The organism is Hymenobacter sp. DG01, from assembly GCF_006352025.1.
Classification (GTDB): Bacteria; Bacteroidota; Bacteroidia; order Cytophagales; family Hymenobacteraceae; genus Hymenobacter.
Window position 1 is genome coordinate 3,875,129 of the sequence record NZ_CP040936.1, and the last position, 24,230, is coordinate 3,899,358.

Below are 24,230 nucleotides of genomic sequence, written 5' to 3' on the forward strand. Positions count from 1 at the left end.
CGAACTTAGGGGCCTATGAAGCTCCCCGCCCTGCTTACGCTCGTGCTTACCCTGGCCTTCCTCACTACCTGTCGTACGGCCCGCGTTACGGACCCCTACGCGGCTTACCCCACCTACAACGGCCCCGATCTGGGCCTGACGTTTGCCAATGGGCAGGCCCGCCTGCGGGTGTGGGCGCCCACGGCCGAGAAGCTGCAGCTCAAGCTCTACGCCGAAGGCACGGGCGGCACCCCGGTAGCCGAGTACGCTATGCAGAAATCGGGGGGCGGTACCTGGGTGTACACGCTGCCGGCCCAGCCAGCCGGCCGGTTCTACGTGGTACAGGCCACCATCAAGGGCAAGCAGATGGCCGAAGTGCCCGACCCCTACGTGCACGCCGTGGGTCTGAACGGGCAGCGTGGGGCACTGCTCGATCCGGCTACCATCAGTCCCAGCCAGTGGGAGGATGACCTGCGCCCCCGTGTCCGGCAGGCTTCTGACATCGTTATTGGCGAAGCCCAGATCCGCGACCTGACCATGCACCCGCAGTCGGGCGTGCGGCACAAAGGCAAGTTTTTGGGCGTGGCCGAAGCCGGTACCCGCGGCCCCGAGGGCGTCAAAACCGGCCTCGACCACCTCGCGGAGCTGGGCATCACCCACCTGCACCTGCTGCCCACCAACGACTTTGCCTCCATTGATGAAAGTCGGCTGGCGGAAAACCGCTACAACTGGGGCTACGACCCGCTGCACTACTCCGCGCCCGAAGGCTCCTTCGCCACCGACCCCACCGACCCGGCGGCCCGCATTCGGGAGCTGAAGCAACTGGTACAAAGCCTGCACCGGCAAGGCTTGCGCCTGGTGCTCGATGTGGTGTACAACCACACCGCCGAGGCTGGCCGCAGCTCCTTCGAGCAGCTGGTGCCCGGCTACTACTACCGCCACACTCCCGACGGAGGCTACTCCAATGCTTCGGCCTGCGGCAACGAGGTAGCCTCCGAGCGGCCCATGGTGCGCAAGCTCATCGTGGAATCGGTGGCGTACTGGGCCCGCGAGTACCACGCCGATGGGTTCCGGTTTGACTTGATGGGCGTGCTGGACCTGCGTACCATGCGGGCCGTGCGCGTGGCCCTCGACCAGATTGACCACAGCATTCTGGTGTACGGTGAGGGCTGGGCCGCCGGAGCCAGCCCGTTGCCGGAAGCGGAACGGGCCCTTAAGGCCAACGTAGCAAAGCTGGACCGCGTGGCTGCCTTCAGTGATGAGCTGCGCGACGGCGTGAAAGGCCATTTCGCCCGCCGCACCGAGCCGGGGTTTGCCAGCGGGCAGCCGGGGCTGGAAGAAAGCGTCAAATTCGGGATTGTGGGCGCGGTGCAGCACCCTCAGCTCGACTACGCCAAGGTGAACTACTCCCAGGCGCCCTGGGCGGCCTCGCCCCTGCAAACCATCAACTACGTGGCCTGCCATGACGACCAGGTGCTTTGGGACAAGCTCCTGGCCTCCAACCCCGCCGCCCCCGAATCTGACCGAATAAAGATGGATCTGCTCAGCAATACCATCGTGTTTACCTCCCAGGGCATCCCGTTTCTACCCATCGGCGACGAGTTTCTGCGGACCAAAGGCGGCTCCCACAACTCCTTCAACGAGCCCGACGCCATCAATCAGATTGACTGGAGCCGCAAGACCCAGTACGCCCGCGTGTATGAGTTTTACCGCCAGCTGATAGCCATGCGCCGGGCCCACCCGGCCTTCCGCCTGCCCACCCAGGAGCTGGTGCAGCAGCACCTGGAGTTTCTGCCCTACCTGCCGGGCACTACCATCGGCTACCGCCTGAAAGACCACGCCGGCGGCGACGCCTGGCAGACGATTGTGGTCTTGTTTAATGGCAACCGCCAGCCCGCCCGCCAGCCCATTCCGGCCGCCCGCTACTCCGTGGTTCTGGCCGAAGACCAAATCAACCCCGCAGGCCTCCGGCAGCTGGAAGGCACCGGCGAAACCATGACCGTAGAAGTCCCCGCCTCCTCCGCCCTGGTATTAGTGGTGAAATAGTGAACCGGTGAGTGGTCATGGCGAGGACAAAGGACGAAGCCATCCATCCTGAACACCGTGCTACCCCCTTGAAACGTGATAAGCCCTTACCTCCGTGCTGGAAGTAAGGGCTTGTCTGTTTATTGGGTTCGGGCAGAAGAGAGGAACGATGGCGTCGGTGCCCTTGCTAGGACCACTCACCATCTCACTATTTCACCACCTACTCCAACGACCGTTCGCGGAACAGCACGTAGCCGATGTGGGCAAAGACACCGAAACGGTGGTTTTTGTCGTCGTAGTGGATGGCCTGCACGGAGAGAGGCCCGACGGGGGTCTGGTACACCAGGCCGGTCATAAGGGTGAGGTAGGGGCGGGTTACGCTATTGGAGCGGCGCACCAGTACGGGGTTGTCGTAGGCGGGGCGCCAGGGGCGCACCAGCACGTGGGTGAAGGCTTCGGCCCGCCACTCTACCCCCCGAAAAATGCCCTTCACGTAGCGCAGGCCCACGCCGGCATAGGCCGTGCCCCGGTAATTGTCCAGAAATAGGGTTCGGGAGTCAGGCAGGGGTAGGAAGGCTGCCGAGGTAGTGAGGGAGGAGCGGTAGGTAGCAAAGGCGCCCTGGGTGCTGGCCACGGCATCTACTAGGTAGCCCCAGGCATTGGTTTTGGCCCCTACGGAGTCGGTCTTGCTCAGAGAGAAATACTGCTCCGAGAACAGCGAGGCGCGCACCCAGCGCTGGTTTTTGGTCCGGCCTTCCACGCCGTTGGAGGTAGTGCCTGGGTCGTATTTTTCCTGGCCCGTAATGCCCCGGAAGGCAAACTCTACCCGGCGGCCTTTAGTGGCGTACTGGCGGCGGTCCAGGGAGTTGCGCTCGAAGCGGATGCCAGCCGTGAGGCCCTGGAAGCGGTTCAGGTCCAGCTCGTCGCTGCTGCTGACCTCGCTGGTATTGGCAAACCGGTCGCGGTTGGTAAAGGCCCCAATGTCCAGAATGTAGCGGCTGCGGTAGTTAGGGCTGATGCCGATGTTGATGCCCGTTTTCAGGTCGCGCTGCACTAGCTGGCTGGTTTCGGCATTCTGGCCCAGCAGCCCGCCCGTGTCCTGGTAGTTGAGGTTGTTGAAGGTGATAATCGGCTCGAAATACAGCGGAATCTGGCCCGGCACGCTTACCCGGAATGAGCCCTGCACGGCGTTGTAAAACCGGCCTATTGTGGCGTTGGCCCGCACTGTGTAGAGGTAGCGGCTTAGGTAACGGTAGGCCCCGCCCAGGTAAAAGTTACTCATGGAGCGCGAGGACAGCAGCACACCCAAATCGGCGGTAAGGTTATTGGCCTGGCGGGCATCAATGCTGAGGCCGTAGCCCTTCTGCTGCTCGGAGTAGCGCACCCGCGGGTACACGTTGGTGAAAAAGTCGTTGCTGACGAGGCGGAAATAGCCTTCCTCAATGTCGCTGGGGGTGTAGGTAGAGCCGGTGCGCTGGAAAAAGCGCCGCACGAACTCCTGCTGCTGCCGGGGCAGGCCCTGCACCGTTACGCTGGTGAAATCGGGCCGGGGCGCGCGCTCCTGAAACGCCCGGCGGCGCTGCTGCAGGGCCAGGGTGTCTTCGCGGCGCGGAATGCGCCGGAGCATCAGATCCAGCTTGTCTTCGGCGGCATTTTCGCCCAGGGCCACCAGGCGGCGCACCCGCCCGAAGTCGGCGGCGGTGTAGTCGGTCAGGTCGGGCTGAATGAAGATGCCATTCGGGCCCACCGACAGCGTATCGGCCCCATTCGAGCCAAGGAATATCAGGGTGCTGGTCAGTAGCTGGTCATCTTTTTCCTTGGGGTATTTGCGGTAGGCCACGTCGCCCACGTTCACCCCAATAATTATATCGGGCTTAAACTCGTCCTTGATAACGCCGGTCGGAAAGTTATCCACTACGGCCCCATCAAACAGGTAGCGGCCGTCTTCCTGCCGGATGGGGCGGAAGGCCAGTGGGAAGGCCATAGAGTTGCGTACGGCATCGGAGAGGGAGCCGCTGCGCTGAATTACCTTCTGGCGCGTGAACACCTCGGAGGCCACGGCCCGGTAAGGCACAAACAGGTTGTCGAAGTTATAATTAGCAATGGCGCCGGCCGGGGCTAGCATGGTCGCCAGCACATAGTTCAGGGTGGCATCGTTGATGATGCGCGGGGTCACGCGGGTGCGGAACGCCGAGTCGATAGACAGGCCCAGGTGCAGGGCCGCCGGAGAAGGGTCGGCATCGTAGAAATTGAACACCTTGCCCTCCAGCGGGCGGTTGGCCACCCAGTTCTGAAACTCCGGCTTGAGCACAATTTCCTCAATTTCATGGGGCGAGTAGCCGGCCGCGTACATGCCCCCCACAATGGCGCCCATGCTCGTGCCCACGATGTAGTCGATGGGGATGCGGTTCTTTTCCAGCACTTTCAGCACGCCTACGTGGGCCAGGCCCTTGGCCCCGCCCCCACTAAGCACCAGGCCTACTTTTTGGGCGTAAACAGCAGAAGAGGAGCCCAGCAGCCACAGCAGCAGGGCCAGCATACAGTATCTTTTTGGCATAAAACCAGCGAGGTAGAAAACGTGAAAAGCCCCGGCAGCGGGGCGCGTTTCCTACGCATACGCGAAAGGCAGGTTGTCGGCTGCCGAGCTAATTCGGTGGCCTTTTACTCTGGCGCCGCGCCTGCCGGGTTTTTCGGGCAAGCTCAACGCTACTCCAAGGGTTCAGGCCACGGCCGGGGGTAGGGATAATAGGCTACCACTTCTTAAAGATGACGTACACCGCGGCTACCAGCAGCCCGAAGCCCACCAGGTGGTTCCAGGCCAGCTTATCGGTTTTGAAGATGAACACGGCGCAGAGCGTGAACACCGTAAGCGAAATAACCTCCTGAATCACCTTTAGCTGAAACAGATTGAACGGCCCCCCATTCTCCTCGAACCCAATGCGGTTGGCCGGCACCTGAAACACGTACTCGAAAAACGCCAGCCCCCAGCTAATCAGAATCACGCCCACCAGCCCCAACCCATGCAGCCAGCTGATTTTCTTGAACTGCAGATGCCCGTACCAGGCAAACGTCATGAATAGGTTAGAAATCAGAAGCAGAACAATGGTACTGAGGCTCTTCATGTGAAGTGGTGAAATAGTGAGTTTGCCGTTCCCGCGATGCTGACGGGCAGGCGGCCCGGTAGGCTGGCCTATCGGTAGCAGGCCCTACCCCCTTAAAACGTCCAAACTCTGGTAAGGGCGGCATGTTGGTAGAAAGATAGCCTGATTACAAAACAAGCCCAGCGAGGCTATACCGGCCGTTCAACGGCCGGTATAGCCTCGCTGGGACCTTTATACGGCATGGCCCGCGGACTTCTGCCGACATGCCGCCCCGCTGGGGCTACCCCTCAGAACTGTCAGAACCGCTCACCATCTCACTATTTCACCACTTAGTCTTCGTGGCCGGCGATGGGAGTAGGGAGTGCCTGCTCGGCCTGCTTGGCTTCGAGGGCCAGGCGCTGTTGCTCCTTCTCGGAGGGCGTGCGGGGCAGAGCGTTGAGGTCGGGCTGACCGGCATCCACCCAGGCTGTGTACCAGAAGGCACCTACGAGGCGCAACGCCAGCCGCATTTGCCGCTCTACCTGTCCGTTCAGGCGCTGATGGTACTCGCGGGCGAAGTCGCGGGAATAGGTGCGCACCGTTAGGTTGCCGCGCTGCTCGAAGCCGTACTTGCGGTCCTCGGGCATCTTCCGGCTCAGTTCCCGCTCAAACCCCAGCACCGAATCGACGGCCGCGTACGAGCGGCCCACAGCACCCCAGATGGTTTGGGTCGGGCGGTCGAGGTAGGGCGCGGGGCCGGTAAAGAAGTCGTAGCCGGAGCTGAGCAGTTCGGGCAGGCGGCTTTCCCAGAGGGCATGAATACCGCGCTGCCCCGTTAGTTGCCCGTTGTAGTTGTGGGTGGTGTGCAGGGGCACGCAGGCATCGGCAATATAGTGACCCATATCGGCCGAGAGGTGCAGAATCCGGTCGGTATCGTGGGCCTGAAACGCGGCCGTCAGCTGGCCCTTCATGCGGGCTACCTGCCAGGGCACAATGCCGTGCCGCAGCAAAGAGTCTTCGCCGAGTTGGGCCACTGCATCGGGGTAGGAGCGGGGCAGCTTGTAGAGGGCCGAGTCGCCGTACACGTCCACATCCAGGAAGTGGCGCGGGGCCTCGCCGGGTACTACCGTGCGCCGCGAGTCGGGTCGGGTGGCGTTATCAGTCAGGTAGTCGATGTTGGCCTTGTAGAAGCCAATCATTTCGGGTGGAAGCGTAAACACGGCCAGCCGGTTGATCAATCGGTGACTGAAAAAGCCCCAGGCCTGTGCCGTGCCGGTAGAGGCTAACACAAGCACTCCCGTTATACTGAATAAGAATAAGCGTCGCACAAGAGGATGATAAATAAGTTGAAAATAAGCGCGTTACCAGGAAATAACCTGAAAATCGGTTAGCAGCCGGCAGGGTCGGCGCTGGGCGTCCAGGCCCACGTAAGTGGCGTAGCTACCGTCCCCGAAACCCGTCGAGAAGGCCGCTACCGTATCGGGCGGCATGGCATACAGGAAACCAGGGCTCGGCGACTCCGTGTCAAGCCGGAAACTGGTAACCATCAGATTGTCTGAGGCTGCCCGGTCGGCCAGATACCGGTTCAGGGGCTCCACGTTGGCCGCGTCCATAAACAAGGCCATACCCGCATCAACCGGGTAGCCGTAATACTCTTCACTGCGGAGCGGCAACGGCTTTTGACCGGGTAACAAGGCTGGCTCCCAACTCACTACAGGTGCCTCTGAGAACAGAATGCGAGCAAATGCTACCCGCTCGTCGCCGTTGAAGCGGGCCATAGCCAGCTCGACCGGAAACCGCCCCCGGGGAAAGAGGGTCGTAAACGGCTGAGTTTGCGAATGTAGCGAAACCGGATCGGCGGCTACTATCCGTCCCGATGGCACCGGCAGGTTGCCCAGAAAACGAGCGTGCAGCGTGAACTGCAGGCTGTCTTGGCTTATTTGGGTGTCAGGAAAAAAGCTGGTTTCAAAAAGGGCGGGCTCGGCCTGCACCGCATAGGGTTGCCGGCTGACCGTTGCCCGACCCGGTGAGAGCACATAGCCCGTAGCAACCGGCGAAGTAGAGGCTGTGGGGGTACTGCACCCACTCAGTAGCGCTGCCACTCCCAATAATCGAAGTAGAGTAGAAATAAACACCATGCAATATGATAAGGCAGAGCCAGGTAATCAGCTTACTCAGGCTACTATACAAACAGGTGGCAGCATAATGCCCGGTTGTCCCGAGCATCACCCTGCCACCTGTGCTTAGCTAACTCCCTTTTCGGGTTTACCGCCGGCCCTGGCCCACGAAGCGCATACGATAGTCGGCCGACACGTCGCCTTTACTGATGCGGGCCAGCTTGCCCTTTAGCAGCTGCTTTTTCAGACCCGAGGCATAATCCGTGAACAGGATGCCCTCCAGGTGGTCGTATTCGTGCTGAATAACGCGGGCTGTCATGCCCGAGAAGGTTTCCTCGTGCTGCTGACGCTCTTCGTCCTCGTAGCGCAACACAATGGTGGAGTGGCGCACCACTTTCTCCCGAATACCCGGAATGCTCAGGCAGCCTTCCTCAAAGCCCCACTCCTCGCCGGTTTCGCTCACCATGCGGGGGTTGATGAAAGCGCGCTTTACCGGGGCCGCCGTGGGCTCTTCCACAATAGGGTTGCCCTCCTCGTCCTCGTCCAGCATAGGTTCCGAGTCGATAACGAACAGGCGTATGCTTTTGCCGACCTGGGGCGCCGCCAACCCTACGCCGTGGGCGTGGTACATGGTGTCGTACATGTCGGCAATGATCTGTTTCAGCTCCGCGGCCGGGAAGTCAGCCGGAATGTCTTTGGCCGGCGTTTTCAGCACCGGGTCGCCGAAGGCAACAATGGGGTAAATCATCGGGATTCAAGGAAAGATTGCAGAATGATGGTGGCCGACACCTTATCTACGGTGGCTTTGTCGCGGCGGTCCTTTTTGCTTAGGCCTCCGGCCAGCATAGCGGCGTGGGCCATGCGGGAGGTAAACCGCTCATCTACTTCGTGCACCGGCACCCCCGGAAACTCCTTGCGCAGGCGCCGCACTACCCCCACCACGGCCGGCGTGGAGTCGGTAGCCTCGTTATTGAGGTTTTTGGGCATGCCAATTACCAGCGCCGCCAGCGGCTCGCGCAGGTGGTAGGCTTTCAGATAGGCCAGCAAGTCCTGGCTGTGCACCGTTTCGAGGGGGGTAGCAATGAGCTGAAGCGGGTCCGTAACGGCCAGCCCCACGCGCTTGTGCCCGTAGTCGATGGCAAGAATCCGGCCCATCGCAAAAACAAAAAGTAGAATGACAAGCGGCAACCATTCAGCTGGTTAGCCCGGCCGCGCCTCAAAGATACGATACCCGCCCGGAAAGGTGACGCCCCCGGAGCTGAACTGTGCAATCCGGTAATATGGCTAAGGCGTACGTTGGCCGGGGAAACCGACGGCTTGAGCCAGAGGGCTTCGTCTTTCTAAAATCATAAAATAACCTTTGCAGTATGTTCATCATCAGGTAATTCCGTGACCTTAAATAGAGCGGTTAAAATGAATTGGCTAGCGTTTAATTTATAAAAAATTGCATTGTTATTTGAAAATGCCTATCCCCCTATGTAAGGGGTGGTATTCTTGGAATAGTTTCAATAGTTTTGAAGACCTGTCCGTATTGACTTCTGTTGCGTATCGCCTGAACTTCTACTCTTTCAACGCTTTATGAACACCGAGCCGAACGACTCGCCGCTTACCGCGTCGGAGCCTGCCCCGCGAAATTCCCGCTGGCAGGTATGTCAGCCGTTGTTCCTCGCCCTGGCCTTAGCCTGCGGCGTGTTGCTGGGCGCTAACCCCTTTCGGCCTTCGGATCAGAACCCCGACCTCACGGCCCGCGGCTATCTAAAGTTCAAAGAAATCCTCAGCTACGTGGACCGCGACTACGTGGACTCTGTGAATGCAGAGGAGCTGTCGGATTACGCTATTAGCCGCATGCTGGAGCGCCTTGATCCGCACTCCGTGTTTATTCCGGCCAAGCAGCAGCAGCAGGCTTCCTCGTTTCTGCAGAGCGACTACGACGGCATCGGGGTTGAGTTCAATCTGTTCCGCGACACCGTAACGGTAGTGGCTCCGCTCAGCGACGGACCTGCCGAGCGGGCCGGCCTGCAGCCCGGCGACCGGATTCTCGCCGTGAACGGGCAGCGCGTTTCGGGCGTGCGTACCACCACCGAGCAAATGTTTGGCAAGCTACGCGGCCCCCGCGGCAGCGCCGTGCTGCTCCAGATTTTGCGCCGCGGCCAGCCCCGCCCCCTCAACGTGCAGGTAACCCGCAACCGTATTCCCAATACATCGGTGGAGGTGGCCTACATGGTGGACAACCAGACGGGCTATATCAAGGTAAGCCGCTTTGCCAGTGGTACCTACGATGAGTTTAAGTCGGCTCTGGGCGATTTGCGCCGGCAAGGCCTCTCGCGCCTTGTGCTGGATTTGCGTGGCAACCCCGGCGGCTACCTCGACCGGGCCACCAAAATGGCCGACGAGTTCATTGGGGGCACCAAAAAGATTGTTTATACCGACGGCAAGGGCGACCAGTACGACACCCAGACTTTTTCGCGGGTAGCTGGCGACTTTGAGGAAGGCTCCCTGGTTGTGCTGGTGGATGAAGGCAGTGCTTCGGCGGCCGAAGTGCTGGCCGGTGCGCTGCAGGACCATGACCGGGCCCTGCTGGTAGGGCGCCGCACCTTCGGGAAAGGCTTGGTGCAGCAGCCCATTGCCCTCAACGACGGTTCGGAGCTGCGCCTGACTATCGCGCGTTACTACACGCCCTCGGGCCGTAGCATTCAGAAGTCGTACCGCGGTGGCCTGGCCCAGTATGAGCAGGAACTGCAGAACCGGCAGCGCCACGGCGAGTTTTTTCACGCCGATAGCATTCACTTCGCGGATTCTTTGCGCTACCGCACGGCCCATGGCCGCACCGTGTACGGGGGCGGAGGCATCATGCCCGATCTGTTCGTACCGCGTGATACGACAGCCCACTCAGCCTACTATACCCGCTTGCAAAGCCTGAATCTGGTGCGCGAATACGCCCTCACGTACTATCAGGAGCACAAGGCCGAGCTGGACGGACTGCGCTTCGAGCACTTCAATCAATCCTTCCGGATCAGCGACGTGCAACTGCAGCAGCTGGCCGCCAAAGCCGCCCGCGACGGGGTGCAGCCGAATGCCGCGGATATGCGGCGCAGTGCATCCCTGCTCCGCAATCAGCTCAAGGCACTGATTGCCCGCAGCGCCTACGGCAAATCGGCTTACTACCAGGTGCTAAACCAGGAAGACGTGGAAATGCAGCAGGCGCTGCGAGCTATTCAGGAGCCGGGTACTACCGCTATGCTAGGCCTGTTGGGCAAGTAGCCTGCATCTGCACCACCTGATAGGTTTGGGCTTCTATTACAGAATGCTATAAAAAAGGCAGCCAGTACGATATGCTTGTACTGGCTGCCTTTTGATTTAGAAAAAGGGTAGGATGATGCAAGCAGCGCAGATGGCCCTTACGCGAGCTGGCCTCTGTGCGACAGGCAAACCAGACCTACTTCTTCGCAATATCCTGTACCCGAAACTCCTGCTTGATGTCGGTGAGGGGTTTGCCGTCGGCTTCGGCGTAGGGGTAGATAAAGTAGTTCAGGGCCGGGTTGTTTTGGCGGGGAACGAGCACTAGGTCACGGCCGCGGGTGAACTCCAGGCGGTTTTCGTCGTGAGCCCCGAAGAAGTAGTTGCGGCGGGCGGGGTTTTTAGCGGCTTCGGAGGCATCAACGGGCACCCAGCCGGTTTCCGGGGTATAAAACTCAGCCCAGCAGTGGTATCCTTTTATTTCGGCGGCGCCACGCTCAGGAGGTAGGGGAAAGCCAATGCTGAAGCGGGCCGGAATGCCCAGGGCCCGGCAGTAACCGATAAACACGGCGTGAAAATCGGTGCAGTTGCCGCGGCGGGCGTCGCAGGCGTAGTAGATGTCGCCGCGGCCCCAGCCCTGGCCCGTCTTGTCGTACTTCACGGTGCTCACAACGTGCTCATACACCGCCCGCGCTTTCTCCAGGTCGGTTTTGGCCTTGGCCTTGTTGGCTACCTCCAGGGCCCACAGCCGGATTTGCGGATCGAGGGGCACGAGGCTGTCGGCGGCTAGCCAGCGCTTCAGGTTAGGATCGGGGGCTTCCCGGGGCGGGCGCTGCCCGCTCAGGGCCAGGGCCAGATGTTCGCGCCGGGTGGCCTGCAGCTGCATATCTACGGTAAAGCCCTGCAGGGCCGCACCCGTAGCCCGCAGGTGCAGGATGCGGTTGCCGTACGCGCCCGTCTGAATGTCGTAGGGTACTGGTGATGTTACCTTCAAGTCGCGGATTTGCTGCGACTTATCATCGTGCGGAACGGGTAGCCACACATCTACCGCCTTGGTGCCGGCCGGCTGGGCCGGAATGGTAGCCGCATAATCGAAGGTGAAGGTGCGGCTGCGCGGGGTGGGGTCCGGGGCGGAAGGCTGAGCTATGGTAAGCAAAGCCAGCAAGGAAGGGAACAGAAATGAGAGCATAGCCAGAGTGAGCCGCCGCCACCTTTGGGGCTGGCAATCAAAGTACAAAGAAACAATGCGGAAAGTTGTTCGGGTTCACTCAGGCTCTGGGAAAGGCCGCCGGGAGCCGGAAATACGGGTTACTTGCCAGAGGCCGCCGCATTGCCGACTTTCTCCCGGAATGGCCCGAACCGAAGAAACACACGCCCGCCAAACTTAGTACCTTCACGCTACGGCATTCACCCCACAGTTCCTACCCCAACTTCCCACCCATATGCCTTTTTATCAACGATTAGGTCAGATTCCGCGCAAGCGGCATACCCAGTTCCGGCAGCCCGACGGCTCGCTCTATCACGAGCAGCTGGTGGGCACGCTGGGCTTCCACGGCGTTTCGTCTTTGCTTTACCATCGGCACGCGCCCACCGAAATCCGGAAGGTTGGGGAGCCCCAGCCCTACGCTCCCAAGCTGCTGAAAGACCGGCCGCTGGAGCCGGCTCACCTGCGCACCCTGGCCCAGACCAGCACCGGCGGCGACTACCTCCAGGCCCGCCAGACCGTGCTCGGCAACGCCGATGTAACCATGAGCATCTGCAACCCCACGGAGCAGCGCATGGACTACTACTATAAAAATGCCTTGGCCGATGAGGTGATTTTCGTGCACGAAGGCCGGGGGGAACTCTGGAGCCAGCTGGGCAAGGTAGCCTTCGAACCCGGCGACTATGTCGTGATTCCGCGCACCATCATTCACCAGCTGCACTTCGAGGAAGGGCCGGTGCGCCTGCTTATCATTGAGTCGTTTAGCCCGGTGGAAACCTGCCGCCGCTACCGCAACCACTTCGGGCAGCTGCTGGAGCACGCGCCCTACTGCGAGCGGGACTTCCGGGCCCCCTCGGAGCTGGTGGAAGGCGACGTGCGCGAATCGGGTGAGTACGTGGTGCGCGTGAAGAAAGACGGGCTCCTGCACACGCTGGTGTACGGCCACTCGCCTTTCGATGTGGTAGGCTGGGACGGCTACTTCTACCCCTACGCCACCAGCATCCACGATTTCGAGCCCATAACCGGCCGCATCCACCAGCCCCCACCCGTGCACCAGCAGTTCGAGGGCAATAACTTCGTGATCTGCTCCTTTGTGCCGCGCCTTTTCGACTACCACCCCCTGGCTATTCCGGCTCCTTATAACCACTCCAACGTCGATTCCGACGAGGTGCTGTACTACGTGGCCGGCAACTTCATGTCGCGACGGGGGGTAGATCTGGCCTCGTTTACCTGGCACCCAAGTGGTATTCCGCACGGCCCGCACCCGGGTACCGTGGAGGCTAGCATCGGCAAAAAGGAAACCCACGAGCTGGCCGTGATGGTCGATACCTTTCGCCCGCTCTACCTCACCGAGGCCGCCCTACCCTACGTGGACCCGCGCTACCCCATGAGCTGGCAGCCCGATTTCCAGCACGAGCCGCCCCGCGCCGCCGACATGATGGACTGAGGGCGAATCGGTGAGTTTACCGGTCTGTCATTCTGAGTCCTAAGCGAAGAACCTCTGCAGTTGGCAATTGCCTTCTGCATAGGTTCTTTGCCTAGGGCTCAGGAGGGGAGGTTTTCTTGCCAGCGTCCGGTTGGGCGCGGTGGGGCCTGAATAGCCGATTTTCTTACTTCATCGTTGCCGCCCAAAACCCTGCGCTGCCCGGATTTCGTAACTTCGGGAAAATTGCAATTCCATGAAGAAAATCCTGTTTCTGCTTCCGGCGCTGTTGATGCTGGCGGTGCTTACCAGTTGCGACAAAATCGACAAGCTGCTGACCTTTTACATTGAAGATTCGCAGTCGGTGAAAATTGCCAGCTCTTTTCCGCTGGGGCAGATTGTGCCGCTCACGCCCATTGCCGTTACCACCCGCTCCGACGAGAAGTTCAAGAACGAAAACACCAGCGCCAACCTGGTAAAGGACGTGAAGCTCGACCGGCTTACGCTTGCCATCACGGACCCCAGCTCCGAGAATTTCGATTTCCTGCAGAGCATCGACATCTACATCAGCACCGACCAGAACGACAAAGTTTTGCTGGCTTCTGCCGACAACATCCCGACCGGCGTAAACACCGTGCAGCTGACGCCTACCACCCAGAAGCTGGATAAGTACGTGAAAGCCAGTAGCTACACGCTGTCCACGACAGCCAAAATCCGCAAACCCATCAGCCGGGACATTACCATCCGCACGGACTCCCGTTTCAAAGTAACCGCCGACCCGCTGTAAATGGTGAATGAGTGAGTTGCCATGGTGAGGCACGAAGCCAGCTTTCCTCTCATATTCTCACAGCCTGCTAAACAGACAAGCCCTTGACGCTAGAACAGTCGTCAAGGGCTTGTCACGTTTCAAGGGGTAGGGCGTTGGGTCAGGACGGATGGCTTCGTGCCTCGCTATGACACTTCACTCATTCACCGGTTCCGGCCGTATTGCTCGTGGCTGCTCACCCAGTCGGAGGAGCTGATGGCGGAACCCAGGCTTAGCTCGCCGGCCAGCACCACGCCGGCCACTATTTCGGCCAGCTTGTTTACGGTGCCGCGGCCGGTGCAGCCCAGCATTCGGAGGTACTCGTTTTGGGTGGCCAGGCCGGTGCCGCCGCCGTGGGTGGCCACAATGAGGGAGGGAATGGTGATGCTGATGTACAGGTCGCCTTCCTTGGTCACTTCCGAGTACAGCACCCCCGCCGACGATTCCGATACGTTGGCGACATCCTGGCCGGTAGCAATAAACAAGGCCGTAATGGCATTGGCCGAGTGTGCGCCGTTGTTGTTGGCCCCCGACAAGAAAGCGCCTACGTTGCTTACCTGGCCGTGGTAAGCCAGCTGCTCGGGCTTCACGCGCATCCGCTGCTGCAGAATGTCGCGCTTGATGACGGCCTCGGCCACCACGCGCTTGCCACGGGTGCGCATCACGTTAATCTGGGACGCCTTTTTGTCGGTGGCGAAGTTGGATTCGAGGTAGAAGTGGCGGATGGGCGCGCCTTTGTAGTTTTCCAGAATCCAGGAGCAGGCGGCGAAGGTGGCCCGACCCACCATGTTCTGGCCGGCCGCGTCGCCGGTGCTGTAGTTGAAGCGCAGATAGGCAAACTTGCCCGCCAGATAGGTATCGATGTACTGCAGCTTGGCGATGCGCGAGGTACTTTCCGCCTCCGGTCGAATTCGCTCAATTTCTTCTTCTACCCAGCGGCCAAAGTCGCGGGCCCCGCGGGCATCATCGAACACAAACACCGGGGCCCGCTGCATGGCATCACCAATGACGGTGCATTTCACGCCCCCGCAGAGGTTGAGCAGTTGAATACCCCGGTTGTAGCTGGCTACCAGCGTGCCTTCGGTGGTGGCCAGCGGAATCAGGAAGTCGCCCTGGGCGTGCTCGCCGTTTACGTGCAGAGGGCCGGCCAGCCCCACCGGAATCTGGGCTACCCCCGTAAAATGCTCGCAGTTGCCCTTAAGCGTTTGGGCATCGAAGGAATATTGCTTGAGGTGCTCGAATTGCTCCCCCGTAAATTCCTCGGCAAACTGCTGCCGGGCCTGAATGGCGGCTTCGGAGTAGTCGTCGGTTTCGGAGCGCGGAATGCGGGTGCGGCTTTCGGGGCGGGCCGCAATGGCGTCTTCCACTTCCACCGTCAGCTCACCGAACGGCTCCGCCGCGAAGCGCACCCGGATGGTGTGCAGGCCTTCCGGCAGGGGCTTGGCGGCCAGGTGAAAGGTAGCCGACTGTCCCACCGGCAGGGTAAACCCCGTCCGCTCGGCATTGAACACCGAGGCCGGGCGCACGTCGCCATTGCCCAGGTCCAGGGCAATCTGCTCGGTGCCGATGCGCACATCGTCCAGCTCCACATACTCTATCCGCGTGATGCGCACGGTATCCAGGCGGTTCTTGATGCTGAAGGCTACCCCTTCGGGCGTATTACGCAGGCTGCCGCGGGTGTAAAGCAGCTTGAGCATCATGGCGCTGGGCGTGAAAATCATGGGCGGAAGGGTTGGTGAGCGGAAAGGGGGTAGGGTGTGTACGAACCAACAAAGAAAACAGTGCGCTTCCGGAACCCAGCAGACTTATTTCAGGGAGAAAAAAACCGGCAGAAAATATTCGTGCGCCTTTGCTACTCCACCGCAAAGGGCCGGTGTAAAGTGGCCGTCCAAGAGCTGCACAACCCGTAGCGCCTCAGCATCGAAAAGCGGATGCAGCCCTTTCAGCACCTTCGCATCATATACCTGCCCTTTCTCCCCTACAACGAAAGACACATATACCCGGCCATCAATGCACATTCGTCCCGTTTTATCAGGCCATTGAAGATTTTCCTTGACGAACAGCAGCAGGCTGTCCTTCCGATTGCGCTTCTTATATGCTGGCACGACTTCGCAACCTATAATAGAGGCAATGCCCCTAGCCGAACCTGCCTCGGCCGGAGTAGCACTTGGTAATCTGCTATCCTGTAGAACGTTGGCTTTGATCTTTGTTGATTGGCTTCGCAACCCAACAGTGTCCACCATGGCACTGGGTACCGCCGGCGCTACCTGGGCAATGGCAGTTATACTGACGCAACTCAAGGCGGCAAGACAAGCTGCGAGTATCAGTCTGTTCATCTTGGGTTGCGCTTGTGCTTTTCTGATGGAACGTCGGCTCCCTGAAATGTGATGGGTAGCGTGTAGCCTACGGCAATTGGCCGTTTATTTTGCGTGCCAGGACTGAATTGGCCATCCAATAGCTGAACTACACGCAAGGCCTCCGCATCTAAAGCTGGATGCAGGTGCTGCTTGACCCTGGCGTTACGAACGCCCCCGGTTTCGGTAACTTGAAATTCGATAAATACTCGTCCGCTGGTGGTTTGCGGTACCTCGTCGGGCCAGTGAATGTTCTGGGACAAGAAAGTAAGTAGTGCTTTCTGACCACCTTTAAAGACTGGCATCTGCTCAACATGGCCAACGAAGTATTGGGGAGCTTGCGTGGCCACCGTGTCTGGCTTAAGCTGCATAAGCTGGGCGCGGTCCGGCAGCTCTTCTGTATCACCGAGCAGTTCTGTCGGCTGGGCTAGGGCATGCTTCACGGCTGGGGCGCGCGTTGCCTTCCGCACCTGCGCCACCGCCTCCCGCCCCGACAGCCCTACCCCGTACACCAGCACCAAGGCCACCAGAAACCGCCGGAGCTTGGGGCGCAGCTGGGGAGTAGGGGCCAGCTGCCCGGCCCGGAACCGCCCGCAGACGCGGCCATCCGGAGAAGCCCGGAAAGCGGCATCCACATCGGCCTGGGTAGCGGCGGTGAAGTCGAGGACGGTGCGGTTGCACTGGGCGCAGTGGTGGCCCTGGGCCACGGGCGTCATCTGCTGCCAGTCTTCGTGGCAGGCGTTCAGGCGGATGTTGAGGATGGGGAGTGGCAGCATAGGTATAAGGATAACGGGTAAAGCGCCAGCCGGAATATACGCTACTCGCCCGGCAACTCACCAGCTCACTATCTCACCGTTCCTCCCAGAATTCCTGGCCGTTGGCGTTGAGGTAGCCGGGCTGGCCATCGGGGGCCAGTACGCGGGCCACGTCGCCGAGGAAGGGCTCAGCCTGGGGGTAGCGGATTTCCGTGAGGGTGTTGCCTTCCTCGTCGAGGTAGCCGAAGAGCTGGCCTAGCTGCACCACCGGAAACTGCAGGTTACCTGTGAGCCGGATGGCATCGTAGCGCACGGGCTGCACCAGCTTGCCGCTGCTGTTTACTACCCCCCACTTGGCGCCCTGGCGCACGAACAGGAGGCCGTTGTAATTCTCCCGGATTTCATCGTAGATGGCCGGCACGGACCCCGAGCCCACCGTGAAGCGGAAGCCCACTTTCCCGTCCCGGCGCACCAGGTCGCCGTGCTCCAGGGGCTCTTCCTCAGGCTCGGGGGCTGCGGGCTCGGTCAGGCGGCGGCCGGTGGGGCCAATATCAAAGGTTTCGCCGTTCAGCTCTACGGTGGCGCGGCCCAGCAGGAACGTGCTGGCGCGGGCGTACTGCAGGGGCGTAACGGGGTTGCCGCCGCTGTCGATGTAGCCGTAGCGCGGGCCCTGGCGCACCCAGGCAATTTCCTCCACGAAGGGCCCGGCTTCGTCGTAGCGCAGGGGTAGCACCAGGCGGCGGGCCTGGTCGGCGTAGCCCCATTTGCCGCCCTGCCGGAAGGGCACGAGGCGGGAGGCCGCCGTTTGGGCCCGCAGGAGGTTGCCGGTAGCCAGCAGCAGCAAAAACAAGAGCAGAAAAGGGCGTTTCATGCAAGATGAGGGCAGGAGGGCACCGGCTATTGCAGCTAAGGTACGCAGATGGGATAAACCAAATAGGCCCGGCGCGGTTGGTTCACTCGTTCTTCACGGACAATGGCTCATCTTGCCCGGCTGATTTGGAGGATTGTAGGGTTGATCATCACTTTTTCTGCGGCAAAAACCCTGGTATCGTATCTTTGCCTCCCCTTACTAGGCGTTTCGCTGACCGCCTTTGCTTATGTCATCACAACTAACCTATCCGCGTTTTACCTTAGGCGAGAGCCTCACGCCGGAGCAGCTGGCTTTCTTCCGCGAGCATGGATTTCTTCATTTCCGGGCTTTTATCTCCCCTGAAACCGTGCAAAGCCTGCTGCAAGCCTCTCAGGAGGTGCAGCGCCAGTGGCTGGCCGATGATGTGAAGAAGGTGAACGGCGTTCCGATTAAATATGGCAAGGATGTGGATGGCTCGCCCATTGTGCAGCGCTTCGCTTTTGCCTCACACCATAGCCCCGTGCTGCACGAGTTTCTGCAGGATCCGCGCTTCAGGGCCCTGTTTCCGTTGCTGGAAGCGGCCGGGGGCCGGGTAGGCGAAAACGAGAAGGATGGCCTGGTCATCAACCACTACGTGAACGTGGAGGGCTCGGAGTTTTCGCAGATGGGCTGGCACACCGACTCGCTGCGCGACGTGTTCTACGGTAAGAAAATTGGGCCGATGCTGAACGTGGGCGTACACCTGGATGGCACGCCCGCCACCAACGGCGGTCTGCGCCTGATTCCGGGCACCCACCGCCAGGGCCTGCGTGACATCCTGTTCCGCAAGAAGTACTACAAAGACGTAGGCCCCGACCCCCACGAGGTAGCCGTAGAAACCGAGCCCGGCGACCTGACCGTGCACGACGGCCGCATGTGGCACCGCGTGGCGCAGTCGCCGCTGGTAGGCGAGGCCTCGCGCCGCCGGGTGATGTACGTGCCCATTATTGCCGGCAAGTACGAGCCCAAGCACGAAAACAGCCCTACCCCCTTCTATCTCCGGTTTCTCCACTTGGTGAAATAGGGTGGAGAGGTGAAACGTGATGAGGTAAATGGTGACAGGTGACCAGTAAAGGGTAAGGGGTAAATAGCTACATTAGCTCCTTGCCTAGAACGATTTACCTCACCTCCATTCACTTCATTACCCGCTCACCTCCATTCACCTCATCACTTTTCACCCATCACCTCAAAGTCTTGCAAAAAGCTGCTCTGATTACTGGTGCTTCCCGTGGCATCGGCCGGGCCATGGCCCTGGACCTGGCCCGCCGTGGCCACGACGTGCTGTTGGTGGCCCGTTCGGCTGATCAGCTGGAACAGGTGGCTACGGAAATCCGGCAGCTGGGGCGAGAGGCGCGGTTTCTGGCCCTGGACCTGGCCGCGCCGGGTGCGGCTCAGCAGGTGGCCGCCTGGGTAGGGGCCCAAACCACGGAGCTGGCTGTGCTGGTAAATAACGCCGGTTATGGTCTATGGGGTCGCTTTGAGGAATTGCCGCTGACGGAGCAGCAGAACATGCTGCAACTCAATATGCACCTGCCCGTGGAACTGACCCACGCCCTGCTCCCTACCCTACGCCGACAGCCCAAAGCCTATATCCTGAACGTAGCCAGCACGGCCGCCTATCAGGCCGTGCCCACGCTCACGCTCTACGCGGCCAGCAAGGCCTTCCTCATCAGCTTTTCGCGGGGCCTGCGCTACGAGCTGCGCGACACCAGCGTATCGGTTACCTGCCTCAGTCCCGGCGCTACCACCACCGACTTCGCCGACCGCGCCGGCATGAACTCCGAGCTGCAGGCCGTAGCCAACAAAGTATCCATGACGCCCGCTCAGGTAGCCGAGTTCGGCATTGCCGCCATGCTCTCGGGTGAGGCTGAGGTAATTCCGGGGGCGCTAAACAAGGTGTCGGCGGCGCTTACCGCGCTGGTACCCAAGGGTATCACGGAGCGCATTGCGGCCGGCATCTACGAGAAACACCTGAAGTAGCATCTGCCGGCATTTCGGGCGGCAATAGGGGTAGGAGCAGGGCGGAGAGACCTTTCTCCTACCCCTTTCAGTTACCTAACGGGGGTAGGAATGAGCCGCCCCGCCAGCCAGAAACTCAGCCCCGCGAACAGGGGCGCGGCCAGCACATCGTAGCTATAATGAGCGCGCTGCACCATCACCAGCAAGCCAATAGCCACCGTGGCGGCCAGCAGCACGCGGCGCCGCCAGCCAGCGGGTACGGCCAGGGCCAGCAGCAACAGCGTGGCGGTGTGGCCGGAGAAGAACAGGTCCTTGGTGATAGGCGCGGGAGCCGCGTAGAACAGCTGCTCCACCAGCGGGTCGCGCAACATGATGAGGCCGATGGGCGGTTCCAGAGGGAGCAGAGCCAGCGTGGCGCAGCGCAGCAGATGCAGCAGCAAGTAAGCCGTTAGGGCCCGCAGCAGGGGGTAGGGCCGAGGCAGCAGCGTAGCTACCCCCAACCCAATACCCAAATAAATAACCGCAAACGTCAGCCCCGATACGTCGCGGGCCGGCAGTAGGGCCAGCAGCGGATCAGGGAAAATAGTACCGGGGCGGGCCTGCACCCAGGCAAAGAAGCGCGGCAGTAAGGCCGCCAACGTCAGGAGCAAAACCAGCACTACCCCCAGCCGCCCCCGGAAAGCCGGTTGCCGCCAGGCCTCGCGCCAGGTAAAAAAGTCAGCAGACATGTAAATGCGTAGTCGGGGCCGGAAGCCAGCCGTGAGATGACGCGCAAACCTACTAACAAAGGCAGGTAGGCTCACGGCTGAGTTTTTCTAACAGGGGCATTCCTTAGGAAACCGCTTTGCGGCGTACCTTTTCAGCCAACTATTCTCCGCAACCTCCTGACCTGCTTTCCATGAAGCCTTTTTACGCCGCTACCCTGGCTGCCGCTTTGCTTGCCGCCGCGCCTGCATTGGCCCAAACCAGCGCCCTCCACGGGCAAATTGCCAAACTCGCCGCTCAGCAGGAAAACAAGGTAATTGCCTGGCGCCGCGACATTCATGAGCACCCTGAGCTGGGCAACCAGGAAACCCGCACGGCCGCCCTCATTGCCGAGCAGCTGAAAAAGATGGGGATTGAGGTGCAAACCGGGGTAGCGCGTACGGGTGTGGTCGGCATCCTGAAGGGCGGCAAGCCCGGCCCCGTGGTAGCCCTGCGCGCCGATATGGACGCCCTACCCGTAACGGAAAGCAGCAGCCTGCCCTTCGCCTCCAAAGCCCGCACCACCTACAACGGGCAGGAAGTGGGCGTGATGCATGCCTGTGGCCACGACACCCACGTAGCCATGCTGCTGGGCGCGGCTGAAGTGCTCAGCCAGATGAAAAAGGACCTGAGTGGCACCGTAAAGTTTGTATTCCAGCCCGCCGAAGAAGGCTCCTTGCCGGGTGTGGTGGGCGGGGCCCGGCTCATGGTGCAGGAAGGCGTGCTCACCAACCCCAAGGTCGATGCCATTTTCGGGGTGCACATTCAGGCCCAGACCGAGGTAGGCAAGCTCTCCTACCGGCCCGGCGGCGAAATGGCCTCCTCCGATGTGTTTACTATTAAGGTGAAAGGTAAATCGGCCCATGGAGCCTACCCCTGGCTGGCCGTTGACCCCGTAGTAACTTCGGCCCAGATCATCATGGGCCTGCAAACCATCGTCAGCCGCCAGCTCCAGCTCACCGACGATGCCGCCGTGCTGACGGTGGGTATGGTGCACGGCGGGGTGCGCAACAACATCATTCCGGAGCAGGTGGAGCTGACGGGCACCATCCGCAGCCTGAGCAAGGAAATGCAGCAGCAGATCTGGGCTGCCGTGCGCCGCACCGCCACCAACATTGCCGAAAGCGCCGGAGCTACCGCCGAGGTCGAAATCGTGAACTACGCCCCCGTAACCTACAACGACCCGCGCCTCACGCAGCAGATGGTGCCCAGCCTGAACAGCGCCGCCGACGCCGCCAATGTGAGTGTGCAAAAGGCCGTGACCGGGGCCGAGGACTTTGCTTACTATCAGGAGAAAATTCCCGGCATGTTCGTATTCGTGGGTGGCATGCCCAAGGGGAAGAACCCCGCCGAAACGGCCCCGCACCACACCCCCGGCTTCTTCGTGGATGAAAGCGGCCTGACCCTGGGCGTAAAAACCCTGGCCACCCTGGCCTTCGACTACCTGGCGGCCGGCGGTAAGAAATAGCCGAAAGCCGATAGACCCAGCCAAAAGGCGTCATGCCGACCATTCTGCGCATCAAGCGGAGAAGAGGAATCTGGGTCTGACCTCTGTTGATGGTCCCGGATTCCTCCCTACAGTCGGAATGACAAACGCTGGGCCTCCTGTCTCCTGAACGCAACCCGGGCGGCCCTTTCCCGTCTAGTAGCCCATTCAGGCCGCCGGCTAACCCGCGCCTGCATCCGTGAAATTTGATTAATCCGTTTACATCCGTAATGAATATTGCCCTGGTTACCTGCGAGAGTCTCGCCCAGTATGCCGCCCCCAACGTCGATGACGAGGACAGCCTGCTCACCCGCTACCTGCGCGAGCAAGGCCACAGCGTAGAGCCCCGCGTCTGGAGCAACCCAGCCGTGGACTGGCTGCGCTACGATGTGGTGGTGGTGAAGTCGCCCTGGGACTATTTTGACCGGGTAGGCGAGTTCTACCAGTGGCTTGACCGTGTGGAGAGCCTCGGGGTGAAGCTGCTGAACCCAGCTACCACCGTGCGCTGGAACGCCGACAAAAAGTACCTGCTGGATATGGAGCGGGCCGGCGTGCGCATCGTGCCTACCCACTGGCTTAGCCGCGGCCAGACCGTTGAAACCGATTCGCTGTTTGATACCCTGGGCCACGACACACTGGTGGTGAAGCCGGCCGTGAGCGGCGGAGCCAAGAACACCTTCGTGCTGACCCGGCAGGAATCGTCGGTGCGCCAGCCCCAGCTGCAGGAGCTGCTCCGCGACGAAGATTTTCTGGTGCAGCCCTTCCAGCCCCAGATTCAGGAAGAAGGCGAATGGTCACTCATCTACTTCGGCGGCGAGTTCAGCCACTGCGTCCTGAAAACGCCTAAGTCCGGCGACTTCCGGGTGCAGCACTACCTCGGCGGTGGCATTGAACCCCGCGAGGCACCCGCCCACCTGCGCCAGGCCGCCGATGCCATTGTGCGCGAGTTTGCCACCGGCTGCCTCTACGCCCGCGTCGATGGCCTGGACCAGAACGGCGAGTTCCTGCTCATGGAGCTGGAGCTGATTGAGCCCTTCCTCTACCTTGCCTCCTCCGAAGGCTCCTTGCCGCGCTACGAACAAGCCCTGAAGCAGTTGAGTAACTGAGTAAGCTGTTCAAGAAGCGGGGAGGCTTAACCCGCCGACCAACTGCCTACCCCCTTCAAACCTGCGAAGCCCTTATCGTTCTACACGATAAGGGCTTCGTTGTTTATCAGCCTATCACACAAAGTAGGATGAGCCATAACAAGCCCTTCCTTTGAACAGCTTACTTAGCTGCTCTCTAGAAACTGTTCACTGAAAAGCCCCCATCCACGCTCAGGGTTTGACCGGTGATGTAGCTGGCGGCAGGTAGGCAGAGGAAAGCCACAGCGGCGGCCACCTCCTCCGGCTCCCCGATGCGGCGCATGGGGGTGCGGCTGAGCACATCGTTCAGGTAGGCCTCATTGCTGAGCACGCCGGCGGCCAGCGGCGTCTGAATGTACCAGGGAGCCACGCAGTTCACCCGTATGCCCAGACTGGACCATTCCACGGCCAGGTTGCGCGTAAGCTGCACCAGCGCGGCCTTGGTCATGCCATACACGGCCCCGGTCCGTACGTGCGCCAGCCCCGCCACCGACGAGATATTGACGATGCTACCCCCACCAGCGGCCGCAAGCCGGGGTTGCACCCCTCTGCTCAGCTCCCAGGCCGAATCGAGGTTGGTGGACAGAATGTGCCGGTATTCCTGTTCGGAGTACTCCAGCGTGGGCTTGCGGATGTTGGTACCCACATTATTCACCAGAATGTGCAGCCGGGGCCACCGCTCGGCCAGTGTTGCCAGCAGCTGGTTTCGGCCTTCCGGCGTGCTGATGTCGGCTGCTAACGCATGAGCATCCAGGCCCTGCTGCTGCCATTGGGCTACCTGCTGCTCCAGGACGGGGGCGGTGCGGGCTACGGCTATTACGGTAGCGCCCAGGGCCAGCAGCTCGGCGGCTACCGCGGCCCCAATTCCTTTAGATGCACCCGTAACCAGGGCCGTCTGGCCGGCTAGGCTCCAGCGTGTAGCCAGCGAAGATGAGTTTTGCATGAAGTATTTCTTGGAATGTTTAAAATTCTGTGGTGCTACCCCGGCTGCTGGTAAGCAGTAGCGCCAACAGCAAATCTAAACTCAATGATTTGCCGCATATTGCGTG

The 24,230-nt window shown here is 60.8% G+C and carries 21 protein-coding genes; 8 read left to right on the plus strand and 13 right to left on the minus strand.

The features are described 5' to 3' along the window. Positions 1-15: 15 nt before the first annotated feature. Positions 16-2,025: a type I pullulanase gene (pulA, locus tag FGZ14_RS16425; protein ID WP_139925290.1), complete on the plus strand. Its 2,010-nt coding sequence runs from the start codon at positions 16-18 to the stop codon at positions 2,023-2,025. Positions 2,026-2,224: 199 nt separating this feature from the next. Here the strand turns inward: pulA and FGZ14_RS16430 are convergent, their stop codons facing one another. The 6 genes from FGZ14_RS16430 to ruvX form a co-directional block, all read right to left on the minus strand. Continuing rightward, entirely contained in the window at positions 2,225-4,561 is a 2,337-nt protein-coding gene (locus tag FGZ14_RS16430; protein WP_139925291.1) for a patatin-like phospholipase family protein, read from the minus strand. Between the two features lie 193 nt (positions 4,562-4,754). Next, positions 4,755-5,126, minus strand: coding sequence for a DMT family protein (locus FGZ14_RS16435; RefSeq protein ID WP_139925292.1), 372 nt, complete (start codon positions 5,124-5,126; stop codon positions 4,755-4,757). A gap of 308 nt (positions 5,127-5,434) precedes the next feature. Next, the gene (locus FGZ14_RS16440; protein ID WP_257883253.1) at positions 5,435-6,304 is read right to left on the minus strand and encodes a zinc dependent phospholipase C family protein; all 870 of its coding nucleotides are present in this window, start codon (positions 6,302-6,304) and stop codon (positions 5,435-5,437) included. Positions 6,305-6,445: 141 nt separating this feature from the next. After that, positions 6,446-7,186, minus strand: coding sequence for a DUF4241 domain-containing protein (locus FGZ14_RS16445; RefSeq protein ID WP_180754383.1), 741 nt, complete (start codon positions 7,184-7,186; stop codon positions 6,446-6,448). Positions 7,187-7,349: 163 nt separating this feature from the next. Beyond that, positions 7,350-7,949 (minus strand): peptide deformylase, encoded by a 600-nt coding sequence (def, locus tag FGZ14_RS16450; RefSeq protein ID WP_139925294.1) that lies wholly within the window; start codon positions 7,947-7,949, stop codon positions 7,350-7,352. Further along, on the minus strand, positions 7,946-8,356 hold the full coding sequence (ruvX, locus tag FGZ14_RS16455; protein ID WP_139925295.1) for a Holliday junction resolvase RuvX: 411 nt from the start codon (positions 8,354-8,356) through the stop codon (positions 7,946-7,948). The genes def and ruvX overlap by 4 nt, the downstream gene beginning before the upstream one ends. Positions 8,357-8,779: 423 nt before the next feature. Here ruvX and FGZ14_RS16460 point away from each other — a divergent pair, with 423 nt between their 5' ends. After that, a complete protein-coding gene (locus FGZ14_RS16460; protein WP_139925296.1) occupies positions 8,780-10,462 on the plus strand; it encodes a S41 family peptidase in 1,683 nt (560 codons plus the stop codon). A 175-nt stretch (positions 10,463-10,637) separates the two neighbouring features. On the opposite strand, the gene FGZ14_RS16465 is transcribed toward FGZ14_RS16460, so the two are convergent. Then, the gene (locus FGZ14_RS16465; protein WP_139925297.1) at positions 10,638-11,627 is read right to left on the minus strand and encodes a transglutaminase-like domain-containing protein; all 990 of its coding nucleotides are present in this window, start codon (positions 11,625-11,627) and stop codon (positions 10,638-10,640) included. A gap of 253 nt (positions 11,628-11,880) precedes the next feature. On the opposite strand from FGZ14_RS16465, the gene FGZ14_RS16470 reads away from it, so the two are divergent. After that, positions 11,881-13,089, plus strand: coding sequence for a homogentisate 1,2-dioxygenase (locus tag FGZ14_RS16470; protein ID WP_139925298.1), 1,209 nt, complete (start codon positions 11,881-11,883; stop codon positions 13,087-13,089). 232 nt (positions 13,090-13,321) lie between these two features. Beyond that, positions 13,322-13,852: a hypothetical protein gene (locus tag FGZ14_RS16475; protein WP_139925299.1), complete on the plus strand. Its 531-nt coding sequence runs from the start codon at positions 13,322-13,324 to the stop codon at positions 13,850-13,852. 182 nt (positions 13,853-14,034) lie between these two features. Here FGZ14_RS16475 and FGZ14_RS16480 read toward each other — a convergent pair whose 3' ends face one another. The 4 genes from FGZ14_RS16480 to FGZ14_RS16495 form a co-directional block, all read right to left on the minus strand. After that, positions 14,035-15,591, minus strand: a complete 1,557-nt coding sequence (locus tag FGZ14_RS16480) for a hydroxymethylglutaryl-CoA reductase (RefSeq protein WP_219601030.1) — start codon at positions 15,589-15,591, stop codon at positions 14,035-14,037. A gap of 84 nt (positions 15,592-15,675) precedes the next feature. Then, positions 15,676-16,206, minus strand: a complete 531-nt coding sequence (locus FGZ14_RS16485) for an energy transducer TonB (protein ID WP_139925300.1) — start codon at positions 16,204-16,206, stop codon at positions 15,676-15,678. Continuing rightward, the gene (locus tag FGZ14_RS16490; protein ID WP_139925301.1) at positions 16,203-17,000 is read right to left on the minus strand and encodes an energy transducer TonB; all 798 of its coding nucleotides are present in this window, start codon (positions 16,998-17,000) and stop codon (positions 16,203-16,205) included. Before FGZ14_RS16490 ends, FGZ14_RS16485 begins: the two co-directional genes overlap by 4 nt. A gap of 73 nt (positions 17,001-17,073) precedes the next feature. Beyond that, a complete protein-coding gene (locus tag FGZ14_RS16495) occupies positions 17,074-17,850 on the minus strand; it encodes a WG repeat-containing protein (protein WP_139925302.1) in 777 nt (258 codons plus the stop codon). Between the two features lie 226 nt (positions 17,851-18,076). Here FGZ14_RS16495 and FGZ14_RS16500 point away from each other — a divergent pair, with 226 nt between their 5' ends. Together FGZ14_RS16500 and FGZ14_RS16505 are read left to right on the plus strand one after the other, a co-directional pair. Further along, entirely contained in the window at positions 18,077-18,892 is an 816-nt protein-coding gene (locus FGZ14_RS16500) for a phytanoyl-CoA dioxygenase family protein (protein ID WP_139925303.1), read from the plus strand. 170 nt (positions 18,893-19,062) lie between these two features. Beyond that, positions 19,063-19,848 (plus strand): SDR family oxidoreductase, encoded by a 786-nt coding sequence (locus FGZ14_RS16505; protein ID WP_139925304.1) that lies wholly within the window; start codon positions 19,063-19,065, stop codon positions 19,846-19,848. 71 nt (positions 19,849-19,919) lie between these two features. Here FGZ14_RS16505 and FGZ14_RS16510 read toward each other — a convergent pair whose 3' ends face one another. After that, positions 19,920-20,555, minus strand: a complete 636-nt coding sequence (locus FGZ14_RS16510) for a phosphatase PAP2-related protein (protein ID WP_139925305.1) — start codon at positions 20,553-20,555, stop codon at positions 19,920-19,922. A 170-nt stretch (positions 20,556-20,725) separates the two neighbouring features. Here FGZ14_RS16510 and FGZ14_RS16515 point away from each other — a divergent pair, with 170 nt between their 5' ends. Further along, positions 20,726-22,039: an amidohydrolase gene (locus FGZ14_RS16515; protein ID WP_139925306.1), complete on the plus strand. Its 1,314-nt coding sequence runs from the start codon at positions 20,726-20,728 to the stop codon at positions 22,037-22,039. Between the two features lie 248 nt (positions 22,040-22,287). Then, positions 22,288-23,163 (plus strand): RimK family alpha-L-glutamate ligase, encoded by an 876-nt coding sequence (locus FGZ14_RS16520; protein WP_139925307.1) that lies wholly within the window; start codon positions 22,288-22,290, stop codon positions 23,161-23,163. A 175-nt stretch (positions 23,164-23,338) separates the two neighbouring features. Here FGZ14_RS16520 and FGZ14_RS16525 read toward each other — a convergent pair whose 3' ends face one another. Next, positions 23,339-24,124, minus strand: a complete 786-nt coding sequence (locus tag FGZ14_RS16525) for an SDR family oxidoreductase (RefSeq protein WP_139925308.1) — start codon at positions 24,122-24,124, stop codon at positions 23,339-23,341. Between the last annotated feature and the right edge of the window lie 106 nt (positions 24,125-24,230).

Bases quoted from the DNA above. Each gene is read 5' to 3' on its own strand.
- pulA (WP_139925290.1), top strand. From the start codon at position 16: ATGAAGCTCCCCGCCCTGCTTACGCTCGTGCTTACCCTGGCCTTCCTC.
- FGZ14_RS16430 (WP_139925291.1), bottom strand. From the start codon at position 4,561: ATGCCAAAAAGATACTGTATGCTGGCCCTGCTGCTGTGGCTGCTGGGC.
- FGZ14_RS16435 (WP_139925292.1), bottom strand. From the start codon at position 5,126: ATGAAGAGCCTCAGTACCATTGTTCTGCTTCTGATTTCTAACCTATTC.
- def (WP_139925294.1), bottom strand. From the start codon at position 7,949: ATGATTTACCCCATTGTTGCCTTCGGCGACCCGGTGCTGAAAACGCCG.
- ruvX (WP_139925295.1), bottom strand. From the start codon at position 8,356: ATGGGCCGGATTCTTGCCATCGACTACGGGCACAAGCGCGTGGGGCTG.
- FGZ14_RS16460 (WP_139925296.1), top strand. From the start codon at position 8,780: ATGAACACCGAGCCGAACGACTCGCCGCTTACCGCGTCGGAGCCTGCC.
- FGZ14_RS16465 (WP_139925297.1), bottom strand. From the start codon at position 11,627: ATGCTCTCATTTCTGTTCCCTTCCTTGCTGGCTTTGCTTACCATAGCT.
- FGZ14_RS16470 (WP_139925298.1), top strand. From the start codon at position 11,881: ATGCCTTTTTATCAACGATTAGGTCAGATTCCGCGCAAGCGGCATACC.
- FGZ14_RS16475 (WP_139925299.1), top strand. From the start codon at position 13,322: ATGAAGAAAATCCTGTTTCTGCTTCCGGCGCTGTTGATGCTGGCGGTG.
- FGZ14_RS16480 (WP_219601030.1), bottom strand. From the start codon at position 15,591: ATGATTTTCACGCCCAGCGCCATGATGCTCAAGCTGCTTTACACCCGC.
- FGZ14_RS16485 (WP_139925300.1), bottom strand. From the start codon at position 16,206: ATGAACAGACTGATACTCGCAGCTTGTCTTGCCGCCTTGAGTTGCGTC.
- FGZ14_RS16490 (WP_139925301.1), bottom strand. From the start codon at position 17,000: ATGCTGCCACTCCCCATCCTCAACATCCGCCTGAACGCCTGCCACGAA.
- FGZ14_RS16495 (WP_139925302.1), bottom strand. From the start codon at position 17,850: ATGAAACGCCCTTTTCTGCTCTTGTTTTTGCTGCTGCTGGCTACCGGC.
- FGZ14_RS16500 (WP_139925303.1), top strand. From the start codon at position 18,077: ATGTCATCACAACTAACCTATCCGCGTTTTACCTTAGGCGAGAGCCTC.
- FGZ14_RS16510 (WP_139925305.1), bottom strand. From the start codon at position 20,555: ATGTCTGCTGACTTTTTTACCTGGCGCGAGGCCTGGCGGCAACCGGCT.
- FGZ14_RS16515 (WP_139925306.1), top strand. From the start codon at position 20,726: ATGAAGCCTTTTTACGCCGCTACCCTGGCTGCCGCTTTGCTTGCCGCC.
- FGZ14_RS16520 (WP_139925307.1), top strand. From the start codon at position 22,288: ATGAATATTGCCCTGGTTACCTGCGAGAGTCTCGCCCAGTATGCCGCC.
- FGZ14_RS16525 (WP_139925308.1), bottom strand. From the start codon at position 24,124: ATGCAAAACTCATCTTCGCTGGCTACACGCTGGAGCCTAGCCGGCCAG.